This window comes from Psychroserpens sp. SPM9 (assembly GCF_025153525.1).
In the GTDB taxonomy this organism is placed as follows: domain Bacteria; phylum Bacteroidota; class Bacteroidia; order Flavobacteriales; family Flavobacteriaceae; genus Psychroserpens.
In genome coordinates, this window is the sequence record NZ_JANZNR010000002.1 from 64,524 (window position 1) to 76,872 (window position 12,349).

The 12,349-nt window shown below is 34.7% G+C and carries 8 protein-coding genes; 2 read left to right on the plus strand and 6 right to left on the minus strand.

Features of this window, described 5'->3' with window-relative positions:
* Positions 1 to 33: 33 nt before the first annotated feature.
* From N4270_RS04190 to N4270_RS04200, 3 genes are all read right to left on the minus strand, one after another.
* Positions 34 to 828 carry a DUF6503 family protein gene (locus N4270_RS04190; RefSeq protein WP_260095639.1) on the minus strand — a complete coding sequence of 265 codons (795 nt, stop codon included), beginning with the start codon at positions 826 to 828 and terminating at the stop codon, positions 34 to 36.
* A 23-nt stretch (positions 829 to 851) separates the two neighbouring features.
* Positions 852 to 1,907: a class I SAM-dependent methyltransferase gene (locus tag N4270_RS04195; RefSeq protein ID WP_260095641.1), complete on the minus strand. Its 1,056-nt coding sequence runs from the start codon at positions 1,905 to 1,907 to the stop codon at positions 852 to 854.
* Between the two features lie 176 nt (positions 1,908 to 2,083).
* Complete coding sequence (locus N4270_RS04200) at positions 2,084 to 6,112, minus strand: hybrid sensor histidine kinase/response regulator transcription factor (RefSeq protein ID WP_260095643.1); 4,029 nt, start codon at positions 6,110 to 6,112, stop codon at positions 2,084 to 2,086.
* Between the two features lie 1,037 nt (positions 6,113 to 7,149).
* Here N4270_RS04200 and N4270_RS04205 point away from each other — a divergent pair.
* A complete protein-coding gene (locus N4270_RS04205) occupies positions 7,150 to 7,443 on the plus strand; it encodes a helix-turn-helix domain-containing protein (RefSeq protein ID WP_260095644.1) in 294 nt (97 codons plus the stop codon).
* The gene (locus tag N4270_RS04210) at positions 7,440 to 8,273 is read left to right on the plus strand and encodes a reverse transcriptase family protein (RefSeq protein WP_260095646.1); all 834 of its coding nucleotides are present in this window, start codon (positions 7,440 to 7,442) and stop codon (positions 8,271 to 8,273) included. Before N4270_RS04205 ends, N4270_RS04210 begins: the two co-directional genes overlap by 4 nt.
* A gap of 161 nt (positions 8,274 to 8,434) precedes the next feature.
* Here the strand turns inward: N4270_RS04210 and N4270_RS04215 are convergent, their stop codons facing one another.
* The 3 genes from N4270_RS04215 to ruvB all read right to left on the minus strand — a co-directional run bounded on the left by N4270_RS04215 (position 8,435) and on the right by ruvB (position 12,338).
* On the minus strand, positions 8,435 to 9,775 hold the full coding sequence (locus N4270_RS04215) for a cytochrome-c peroxidase (RefSeq protein WP_260095647.1): 1,341 nt from the start codon (positions 9,773 to 9,775) through the stop codon (positions 8,435 to 8,437).
* Positions 9,776 to 9,918: 143 nt separating this feature from the next.
* Entirely contained in the window at positions 9,919 to 11,253 is a 1,335-nt protein-coding gene (locus N4270_RS04220; RefSeq protein WP_260095648.1) for a cytochrome P450, read from the minus strand.
* A gap of 62 nt (positions 11,254 to 11,315) precedes the next feature.
* Complete coding sequence (ruvB, locus tag N4270_RS04225; RefSeq protein ID WP_260095649.1) at positions 11,316 to 12,338, minus strand: Holliday junction branch migration DNA helicase RuvB; 1,023 nt, start codon at positions 12,336 to 12,338, stop codon at positions 11,316 to 11,318.
* Positions 12,339 to 12,349: the final 11 nt, after the last annotated feature.

The window sequence follows — 12,349 nt, forward strand, 5'->3', positions numbered from 1 at the left end:
TTTGAATGGTGGAGGCTACTCCATGAAAATACATTAGTTTCCTGTTTCTATTTCTAAAATATCAACGATCAAAAAATCTAAACTACCAGCATAAAAAGTCAGTTTACTTGCAGGTATTTTTATCCCTTCGACTTCAATTTCGCCATCCAGTAATACCATCCATCCTTCTTTGGCACGACCTTTACCATTATCGATATGAACTGCGTGAAGTTTGTAATGCTGTTCAGGGATAACATATAAAGTTATGTCACCAGTATAATATCCATTTATATAGTAGTTAGGAAGCGCTTTAAACTTAATTGATTGACACAGTTGCCCAAATACATACTTTTCACCTACACCTTCTAGTGGTTTTGCTCCAGCATTTTTTAGGACTAGCGGATAACTAAAATGAAAAGCATGATGCTCTTTGTAAGTCTGTGCATAGTGTTCTGAGAGGCTATAGGGATACTTTTGATAAGCCTCGGGAACGTCGTCTTTTGTATATGATTTACCGTTGATACTGAAAAACGATTGTCCGTCTTTAATACCTTTGATGTAAATCCCATCCTCTCGTTTTCTGAAACAAATATATGTATTTGTTTTATTGTTTAGGGATATGTCTTGTGAGTTAAGATTCCCATTCCAGAGAGAGGTTTGCTTCATTTTACCTGAAAAGGTATTCCACAGACCTTCCGGATCGTAATAATCGACTATTTTGTCAAAAATTTGTTGGGAAGACATATCCTCATTCGATTGTCCAATAGCGTATTGCTGTAATACCAGAAAAGCAATAACAAACCCAGCAAAATTTGTAAGTCGTTTAAAAAAAGTGCTCCTTGATTTCATATTAATCGTTGCCTATTAAAAAATTACGGTCTTGCTTCTAATATTAAATTGAATGGTGTTTCTGTTGCGCGTCTAAAGTGATTGAAACCCGCTTTGTGTGCAACGTCTCCTAATCGCTTTTCGCCTGCTTGTGCGCCTAATGCCAAACCGACTTCCTGGCTCATTGAACTTGGCGTACACAATAAGGTCGAAAAGGAATAAAATGCACGTCCTACAGGATTTATATTCTCTCGTAAGGTGTCGTTCGCAAATGGCTCGACAATCATACAGGTGCCATCAGGCTTTAAAGTTTGCTTCACATGTTCACAAGCGCCTACAGGATCTCCCATATCATGCAAACAGTCAAAGAAAGTTACGAGGTCGTAATCATTTCCAGGAAAATCTTTTGCAGTTGCAACCTGAAACGACATATTATCTAAACCAGAATCTTTTGCGACACGAGTCGCATGATCGATAGAACCTTGGTGAAAATCGAATCCTATGAATTCTGAATTTGGAAATGCCTTAGCCATAATCATTGTTGAAGCAGCATGACCACAACCAACATCGGCAACCTTAGCTCCTTTTTGTAGTTTTTCAACAACACCATCTAAAGATGGCAACCATGTTTGTACCAAATTAGTCGCATAAGATGGTCTGAAGAATTTTTCGGTTCCACAGAACAAACAACTGTGATGATCTCCCCAAGATACACCCTCTCCAGACTGAAAGGCTTTTTCCATGGTTGGTACATCGTGGTACATTGACGAAATGGCATAATACGCGCCTGTCATTAACACAGGACTATCTGAGTTACTAAAAACAAATGCCTGTTCTGGTGATAACGTGAAGGTTTCATTCGTATCATCGTATTCTACATATCCTGAAGCGGCATGAGCCGATAACCATTCTCTTAAATAGCGTTCATTGACATTTGCTGCTTTGGCAAGTTCGGCTGAAGTTGCGCTACCTTTTGCTTCCATAGCTTTATAAATGCCTAGCTTATCACCTATAATGATAAGTGGTCCAATTGCTGCGGCTCCCATTTCGGTTACCATTTTGCCTAAAAGCGTGTTTAATTTGTTTTCGTCGATTCCCATAATTGATAGTTTTAAAATGAACGGAGTTTGTTCATTGAGTGCAAGCTAACTAAGACATATAGAATAGTCTTTCACTATTCTTTTATGGACACGAACTATTTATGCAAGCCCATAAAAGACTAGCAGTATTTAGTCAAAAAAGTCAATCAAAATAAATTCAACTTGCTTAATATCAATTATTTATGCATTGCACTGGGAGACTGACCAAATTCTTCTTTAAATGCGCGACTAAACCAAGAAGGATCATTAAAACCTACGTCGTAAGCAATTTCAGAAATTGATTTTTCAGTACTTTGGATGAGATCTTTAGCTTTTTCCAATCGGACAGATCGAATAAAAACCGCTGTAGATTTACCTGTTATAGCTTTTAGCTTTCTGTAGATTTGAGATTCGCTCATTCTCATTTGTTGCGCCACGTGTCTTGAGCCTAAATTTGGATTATCGATATCAGCATGAATCATTTGAATCACTTTCTGAAGAAATTTTGTTTCTGGCGTGTTCTCTTGGGAGTTTAATATTTGAGAAAATTTATTATTAGCAAATGATTGGGTGATCCGCTTACGAAGGATAATAAGCTGGTCGATACGTGTGAGCAATTCGGCTTTTAAAAAAGGTTTCGTTAAATATGCATCTGCGCCATGTTGTAAGCCTTTGAGTCTATCGCTTTCAGAAGTTTTTGCAGTCAGTAAAATCACTGGAATATGGTCTGTACGCTCATCTGTTTTTAATATTTTGCAAACTTCAAAACCATCACGTCCAGGCATCATCACATCACAAATAATGATATCTGGAATTTTCTCAAACGCTTTTTCCAAACCCAAATCCCCATTATTAGCAAATCGGCAATGGTATTTATTTTGTAAACACAGCCTTAAATAATAAGCCACATCGGTATTGTCTTCTATAATTAAAGCTTCGGGTAAATGAGCATCTGTATCAAAAAGTTGTAAAGACCATTCTTGATTTTCTGGTAGATCTTCAACAGAATCCATCGGATTGTTTAACGTTGGTGCTGTGATTTTTGAATGTTGAGTTACCGGAATCGTAACAACAAATTCAGAACCTTTACCTACTTTACTTTTTACTGAAATGCTTCCATTCATAAGTGTGACCAGTTCTTTGGTTAGTGCTAAACCAATTCCGGTGCCTTTTCCAGCTTTAGACAATGAATTTTCTACCTGATAAAATCTATCAAAAATATGTGGAATTGCACTTTCCGGAATACCAATACCATAATCTTTGACTTTGATACTCACAACTTCAGCATCTTTAGCGATGTCTTTTTTGACATGAAAAATTATATTTTCTGCAGAAGAGGAAAATTTAATTGCATTAGACAGTAAATTGGATATCACAATTTGCAACTTGCCATCATCAAAATCTGTTATAAGGCTTTCAGTTTCAAAATAAGTGGTAATATTTATTTGCTTTGTTTTTGCCAACGATTGAAAGCTCTCACAGATATACCTTAAAAAAGGAATGATATCGCCTTGTATTAAGTTTAGCTCCATTGTACCACTTTCTGCCTTACTAATTCCTAATAACTGATTAACCAGTAAGAGTAAATCCTTACCATTACGCTCAATAATACTAATGGCTTCATTAGCCGTTTGATAATTTTGTACTTTGAAATCATCTTTAATAGTCTCGCTTAGTCCCAGAATTACGGTAAGTGGTGTTCTAAATTCGTGAGTGATGTTGGTATAAAGATTGCTTTTTAGCGTATTGAGATCTTTAAGCTTATTGCGCTCTGCAATAGCCAGTTTTTTGGATAATTGAAAGTTATAAAACACATAAACCAAATACCCTAAAACTAAAGCGTATAAAGTATAAGCCCACCAGGTTGCCCAAAATGGTGGTAATATTGCCAAATTCATTACTAGGGGATCTTGGTTCCATTCTTTTCCTCTTGAAAACCCATTTACTTCCAGCGTATAATCACCACTGGGTAAATTGATGAACTGTACCTCGTTATCTTTTAGTGTAATCCAGTCTTGATTATCTGGAAGCAATCGGTATGCAAATTCTACACTTTTATCTATTCGGTAATCTATGGATGAGATATCTAAGTAAAATGGGAACTGATTATGTTTAAACTGTAAGTGTTTTGTATTGATTAAATCATCCGTTAGTATCTTATTTTGTAAAACAGCATGATCTTGTTTTTCATTTTTAATCCGTAATTCTGAAAAATACAATGGTTTTGGTGTATCAATATTGTCGAAATCATTCGGATTAAAATAGGTGACGCCATCAATTCCGCCGAGATAGATAATCCCATTATTGTCTTTAAATCCTGCATGAATATCAAATTCTCTTCCTTGGATATTATCAGAATCTTTATAATGGCTAAACTGCTGATTGTTATTGTCAAATCTTACAATCCCATCATTGGTTCCTAACCAGATATTGCCATTTTCATCACCTTCTACAACATATATGATATCATTGGGAAACTGTTTTTGAACTTTCCAGTTTGTAAAATTCCCATCACGCAATACCGAAAGCCCTTTTCTGGTACCAAACCACACGTTACCATTTACATCATTATAAATATCATATATAGTATTTTGAGGTAAGGAATTAGAATTGTTACTATCGTGAAGATAATTTTTGAATTCTGGGTTAGAAAACTTATGTCCGTTAAAACTAAGTTTACTCACACCATTTCTGGTTCCAACCCATAAATTACCATTCGCATCAAATTTTAAGCATTGTGCCACATCATTAACCAAAGTATTACTATCGTCTTTATCGTGTTTAAATTGGGTTATGGTTAGACCTGTTTCTGTATCGAGTTTAAGTTTAAAAATACCATGCCCTGAGGTTGCTGCCCATAAATCCTTATTAGAATCTAAAGCAATATCCATTAAGAAATTGGCACTGATTGAATTTGGATTTTCATGATCATGAAAGAAATTAGAAATTATGGGATGTTCTGGATCAAAATTATTTAAATCCATCATACTCAAGCCTCTTGAAGTTGCGATCCACAATCGCTTATTTACTTGATCTTCCTGAAGACCTCTTACGGTGGGTCCTGCCAAATAATTTGGAGAATCCTGATGGTGAAAATACTGATAGGTTTTAGAATCTGTAATTAAATTTAATCCACCACGAGACGTACCAACCCATAAACCGATATCATTTTTATATACTGAAAATATAACGTTATCATTAAGGAGTTGTGCGCCTTTTTTGTTCTTAGAAATATTATTAAAATAAGGCACTTCAAAATCTAATAAATTCAGTCCGCTCGCCGTGCCAACTAATATGTTGTTTTCAGAAATTCTAAGTAAAGAATGTACCGTATTATTTGTTAATTGTAATTTGCTTTCATCAGAGTTTTCATATTTAGTTTTTATGCTATCATCTGCCCAGTTATAAAGGTATAAGCCATTCCCCGAACCAACCCAAACGCTTTTATCATCATTCTCCAAAAATGTAAGTACATATTTTGTCTTGAACTTACCACTCACTTCCAGTTCTTTATGTGTGATTTTGTGTGTTTCAATATCAAGTCTGAATAGCCCTTCGTTGCTTCCAACTAACAATATGGCATCTAAAACGTAAAAAGACCGTATTTGCTCGCCAGTTGTAGCTATAAATTTCGGTTCTTTTTGAGCATTAACATCATAAGTATAGATATCTCCGTTTAATGTCCCAATCCATAATTTATCGTGATTAGAATCGTATTGAAGTGCTGTAATCGCTTTGTTGAAAACAAGGTCTTGCTTTTGCGTGTTCTGACTATCAATTTTAAAAAGTCCATGTGTATCACTTCCAACCCATATTGAGTGGTTTGCATCAGTTTCTAAAGCTGTGATATTCGATATGGTTTTATCACTTTTTAATTCAATTTTTCTGAATTTAGTATAGCCATTCTCTAGAATACTCAAGCCATTATTCATGGTTCCAATCCATATATTCCCATGACCATCCTCAAGCAATTTATTTATAAAACTACCTTGAAGGCTTGCCGGATTGGATTCATCATATAAATAATGCTTAAATGATTTACCATCAAACCTGTTTATTCCATTTGCCGTTGCAATCCATGTAAACCCATGTTTATCTTTAATAAGGTCGTTAATTGAAGCTTGTGAAAGGCCTTGCTCTAAGTTAAAATGTTTAATTCTGAAAGCTTCGTTGTTAGATTGGGCTAAAGCTGAAGACAATGACAGCATCATAATGCCTAAACACAAAAAAGTAAAGCCTTGCCATTTATTGTTAATACGCAATCTAACACACCCAATAACCACCTTATTACCAATTGATTAATAAGTACTAAAGTTAATGTTTTTTAAGCAGATGCTACGAATTTTGAAATCTATATCATCACACGCAAATGAAAACACTAAAATTTGTTGACAACAAGCTAATGACCCATAACTTTTCACTAATTTTATTCACATCCAAAGTATATATATATCACTATATTATTAACTGACAGTTATAAATAAAAAAATATAATAACTTGTAGATTATTAAAATGTATATTTTATATACTCACAGATATATTTTTTACAATTTATTTGGTGATTAAAATAATTGTTTTATATTTGCATAAGTTCTTTGAAAGAGTATTGAAAATTGTAGTAATTAAATTCAAACTACTAAAGTGTATTAAGTTACACAACCAATTTATGGTTCTATTGGCGACGGCACGTAGCGCTCTTAAAGAGTTACGATGTAAACGCTGTTTCGGTTAACGATTGAAACAGATGAAGTCATTCACGTAAGAAAACTGCTAAGATGTATTAAGGCAAAACCCTTGAAACGCTTAAAAGCTATTCTGATTTGAGTAAAGCTAATAACTGGCAATTAGTCTAACAAGGCTATGTAATGGCAAGGAATAATTCGGGGGTGATATTGTGGACAACGCATATTGAATTTAATTATTAAGCATATTGGAAAAATGGCAAGGCAATAGTGCCTTTTTAATTAAAACCCAAAGATATATGCGTGAAGAAAGCAATTATCAGTACGTCGATGATCTCATACTAGGTATGAATACCATCCTTTCCGAGAGACGTTGTTCATTCTCGGACGAAGAAAAAGTTCATTTAACTAATGCAATTAGGTATTTGGAAGATTCCAAGAAAAAAGGCAATAAAAAGCCAATTGATTGGAGTCTAATATTCAGAGGAATTGATTTACTCAGTAGAGTATTTTCAAATTTTGATGACTTTAAGAACTTATTCTGACCCGACACCCCTTAATTTTTTTAAAACAGTACTATATGGATTTAGGACTAGCAATCAAGTCAATAAGAAAGCAAAAAGGTTTAAAACAAACCGAATTTGCTCAACTTTGTGATATAACGCAAGCGTATTTATCTCAAATAGAAAATAATAATAAAGAACCTAATCTTTCTACATTGAAAGTAATTTCTAATAATTTAGAAACACCTTTACCAATATTGTTTTTTCTTTCTATTGATAGCGAAGATATTAGCCCAGAGAAAAAAGAAGCGTTTAAAATAATTGCTCCATCTGTGAAATCACTGATTAATCAATTTTTTGCAACTCAATGATCCGTACTACTAAACATTTAGCGTATACACTAAAAGTAGATTTCAAAGAAATTGAATCAATTATTAAGAATATAGATAACTTCTATAGGGAGAAAATAGAAATTAAGACAGATAAATTCGGAAAACCAAAACTTGACGCTCAAGGAATTCCAAAAAAAAGAATAATTCATCCAAGTAAAAAAAGGCTAAAAATTATTCAAAAAAGAATTCATCGAAATATTTTAAATAAAATAGAAATGCCTAGTTATGCATATGGAGCTGTAAAGAAAAAAGACAATGTAGACAATGCAAAAAAACATCTAGGTAAAAAGTACAAATTCACTACTGATTTAAAAGATTTTTTTCCCTCAATTAAAAATGAGGCTGTTTTTAAAATGTTTGTTAGTCAAGGATTTTCTCCAACAGTGGCAAGAATTCTAACACAACTAACAACATATAAAGGACAAATCCCTCAAGGAGCACCTACATCCTCCACTCTTGCAAATTTGGTTTTTATCAAAACGGGAGACATTTTAAATAAGTTTGCTAAAAATAATGGTGCTACTTTCACTTCATTTGTTGATGATATGACTTTTTCGTCCGCAAAAGATTTTAAAAACAAAATTCCAGAGATTCTGAAAATAATTACTTTAGATTATAAGATCAGTCACAAAAAGACTAATTATTCTCGAAACCCAAATGTAACAGGTTTGCACGTTATGAATAACCATTTAGAACTTCCGAAATCATTTAAGGAAAAATTAGCCTCGACTGAAGGAAAGTCTCCTCAACAAATTGCTGGCCTTTTACTCTATAAAGAAAAAGTAGATAGATCAAATAAAGGAAAATAGCCAGTTACCAACAACGTGTATAATTAATTGCTAGTGTTGGCTAAGCGCAGGATTTTTTCTCACAATTTACTATATTGCTTATCAAAGAATAACAGCGTACTTGTGCGCAACTAACCATGTATGTAAACGTTAGAGTTACTACGCTTCTAAAACAAGATTTATTAATCGCAGCCCATATCTTGAGATGACATGCTATCTGCATTAGGAAAACAATAGCCTGTTGGTAAGGCGTCTGGAACATAGCGTTGTAAATTGCTGTCGTATAAAGCATGCTCTAAAAAAGCCGTAATAGCATCAATATCATCATCCGATAAATTAAGCGGTGCAAACAACGGAGAAATTTGAGTTAATGGCACGTCTTGATTTTCAATAACAGCATTGTTTTTATAACGAATAACTTCTTCAATAGAGTGGAAACTTCCGCCATGACCAAAAAAAGCGACATCTTTTAAATTATAAAGCTGTGGTGTTTTAAACTTATAGTCATCTTCAGGATTTCCTGTAAATCCACCACGTCCACGTTTTGTTGCGTCATCAATAAGTGTCAGTATGTTTTCACCAGCCAAATCATTCATTCCTAAAGCATAAAAATTCATATCGTTTAAAGCCGGTCCTGAATGGCAAGAAAAGCATTTTGCGTCGTCAAAAAATAGTAAGGCTCCCTTAGTTTCTTGAGCATTCATTGCATTTTGATTGCCATTTAACCATTGCTGAAATGGTGCCTGATTAGGTAATAAGGTACGTTCATAGGCAGCAATAGCTAGTCCTGCATTTACTTTTGAATACCGCTCAGATACAGGCACATCTGGAAAAGCTTCATCAAACATCGTTTTATAATCAGAATTTAAAACAAAGTCTTCATTAATCACTAATCTATGCACATCTAAACCTGCAATAGCTTGAATTTCCACACCTTCAAAGCCTAAATTATTAACTTCTTTTGGTGTTCCAACAGTCCAATTAGCATCTGTACCTTGATTGGTTCCAGTACCACCAAATTGACCATTCCAAAGCATAACATCTTGATAGGCTACATTAAGTGCACTTGGTGATCTAATAGGTTGTACATCTAAGTCAGCTTCAGCGTACATGCTATTTTTAAATCGGCCTTCTCCATGAATTCCAAAACCCATTCCGCCTTCACCTATACCTTGTAAGATTCCACTTTGAAAACCTGCTTGGGCGTGATGACAACTTGCACAAGAATAGGTATGCATACCTTCTTCCATAGTTGGATTTTCTGCAAGACCTGTTTCATGAAACAGCATTTTACCTAATTCGACTTTAGCTTCGGTAAGCGGATTATTAATATCGTTAGGAATCAAACTAAAATCTGTTGCTAAAGGCTGAATTAATGCCGCCTTTGAACCATAAAGTTCTACGATTCTATTTTCTAAGAGATCTTGTGACGGAATAGTCACATAATTATCATCATCAGACGCACAAGACATAAGTGTAAACAAAGCGCCAACAACATATGCTGATATTTGTAATTTTTTCATTTTGATTGGTTTAATAGCTTCTGAAAAGTAAACCAAAATAAAAATTTAATTAAAAATAATAGATTAACAGTCCTTTTAATAGTTCAGATAAGTCTCTGTAAGATAAAATGTTAACTTTTACAGATTAAAGAACCGTACAACTTTTAAGCTCTTGCTTCAAACCTTAAAAAGCCGTTTTTGGGTTTCAATGTAATTAAAGGTGTGATTTCAATCCTTTCAAAATCGGGATGTATTTTAAATTTAGAAACCAATTGGGTCACCGCAATAATCATTTCAAACATGGCGAAGTTATTTCCAATACATTTTCTTGGTCCAGCACCAAAAGGAAAATATTGCGATGAAAATTTTCGGCCACCTTCAGCAAAACGTTCTGGTAAAAAAGTATTGGGTTGATCCCATAATTTAGGATGACGATGAATCTCATACACCGAAAACAACAAGTTTGAACCGGCTTTAAAATGCATATCGTTAAACGCGTCATCATGAATATTAACACGATCAATAAAATATGCAGGCGGATATAATCGCATGGATTCTTCGATGACCTGCTGACAAACTTTTGAAGCCATTACACGGCTCATCAGATCGGTTGTAGATTGGTTGACTTCTGTAATTTCTTCAAATAGCTTCTCTTGCCACTCTGGATGTAAGGCTAAAAGCTGACATGTAAACGTTAGCGCGTTTGAGGTTGTTTCGTGACCTGCTGTGAATAAAATTAGAATTTCGTCAATGAGTTGTTCTTCATCCATTGCATTGCCGTCATCATAGCGCGCATCTAACAACATGTCTAACAAATCATTTTCTTTGCATTTAGAAACACGTCTTTCATTGACTATTCGCTTTAAAATATCACGTGCCTCTCTCGTTAAACCTAAGTACTTTTCAATTTTACCACTGGCTTTAAACCACCAGCCTAAATACGGTTGCCTAAGTTCTTTCACCATCATTTTTTGAGCTGCTTCGGTAATGTATTGAAGTCGGTTAATATCATCTTGATTTGCAGCACTACTGAATAAAGATTTTACAACCGTTTGAAATGCCAAATCATTTAGAATAGGAAATATATCAATAACTGTATCTGTTTCGATACGTTTATATTCTGAAAGAATAGCATTTTGAATAGACGCTAATAAATTTTCAAGTTGTTTTTTATGAAAGGCAGGCTGGATAAGTTTTCGTTGTTTTTTCCAATGCTCGCCTTCTGAAGTCAATAAACCTTTCCCTACATATTTGGCTAAATCTTCGGTTTGGATTTTAGATTTTACATAGTTTTTCTGATGCTTCTGAAGCACATATTCGGCAAAAGCAGCATCTCTGGAAAAAAAAACAACAGTATTGAACCCTACTTTCAATCTAAAAACATCGCCTAGGTTTTCAAAATTTTGGGCATGAAATGGCAGCGGATTTTTAAGTATTTCAAACGAATGCTTTATAAATCTGGTTAAAGGAACTGTAGGTATTTGTTTGTATGTATTCATTACGTAATCTCCTTTGTTCGTAAAATGAGATTCTGAAACAAGTTCAGAACGACGTCAGTTTATTAAAACAATCCGCCTTGAGTTGGCCCTTTTATTTTACCAAGATGTCTGTAAGCTAACTCCGTGACTTCGCGACCACGAGGTGTTCTCATGATAAATCCTTGCTGAATTAAAAAGGGTTCATACACCTCTTCTATTGTTTCGGCACTTTCGCTAACTGCAGTAGCTAAAGTTGTAATGCCTACAGGACCACCTTTAAATTTATCGATAATAGTTTCTAGAATCTTATTATCCATTTCGTCCAGGCCATGAGCATCTACATTAAGAGCTTCAAGTGCAAATTTTGCAATCTTGATATCAATGTTTCCGTTGCCTTTTATTTGGGCAAAATCACGAACGCGACGCAATAAGGCATTAGCTATTCTGGGTGTGCCACGGCTACGTCCTGCTATTTCCACAGCTGCTTCCATAGAGATGGGCACATTTAAAATTGATGCGCTACGTTGTACAATAGTTGTTAGTAATTTGGTGTTGTAATATTGAAGTCTGCTTTGAATCCCAAAACGAGCGCGCATAGGAGACGTTAATAATCCCGATCGGGTTGTCGCTCCAACGAGTGTAAAGGGGTTCAAATTAATTTGAACGGTTCGGGCATTGGGTCCAGACTCGATCATGATGTCGATTTTATAATCTTCCATTGCAGAGTATAGGTACTCTTCGACTATCGGACTTAAGCGATGAATTTCATCAATAAACAGAACATCACGTTCATCGAGATTAGTTAATAAACCAGCGAGATCACCTGGTTTGTCTAAAACAGGTCCTGAGGTCACTTTTATCCCTACGTTGAGTTCGCTTGCTAAAATGTGTGCTAAGGTGGTTTTTCCTAATCCTGGAGGACCATGAAATAAAGTATGGTCTAAAGCTTCATCTCTTCCATTGGCGGCCTGAACAAAAATTTGAAGATTTTCCAACACTTGATCCTGGCCTGTGAAATCATCAAAGGATAAGGGTCTTAATTTTTTTTCTACGTCCAGTTCTTCAGGAGAAAAATTATCGTTTGTTGGATCTAGGTTTTCGTTCATCTTTAGTTCCT

Excerpts from the sequence above, each read along its gene's own strand:
- N4270_RS04190 (WP_260095639.1), bottom strand. The coding sequence starts at position 828 with ATGAAATCAAGGAGCACTTTTTTTAAACGACTTACAAATTTTGCTGGG.
- N4270_RS04195 (WP_260095641.1), bottom strand. The coding sequence starts at position 1,907 with ATGGGAATCGACGAAAACAAATTAAACACGCTTTTAGGCAAAATGGTA.
- N4270_RS04205 (WP_260095644.1), top strand. The coding sequence starts at position 7,150 with ATGGATTTAGGACTAGCAATCAAGTCAATAAGAAAGCAAAAAGGTTTA.
- N4270_RS04210 (WP_260095646.1), top strand. The coding sequence starts at position 7,440 with ATGATCCGTACTACTAAACATTTAGCGTATACACTAAAAGTAGATTTC.
- N4270_RS04215 (WP_260095647.1), bottom strand. The coding sequence starts at position 9,775 with ATGAAAAAATTACAAATATCAGCATATGTTGTTGGCGCTTTGTTTACA.
- N4270_RS04220 (WP_260095648.1), bottom strand. The coding sequence starts at position 11,253 with ATGAATACATACAAACAAATACCTACAGTTCCTTTAACCAGATTTATA.
- ruvB (WP_260095649.1), bottom strand. The coding sequence starts at position 12,338 with ATGAACGAAAACCTAGATCCAACAAACGATAATTTTTCTCCTGAAGAA.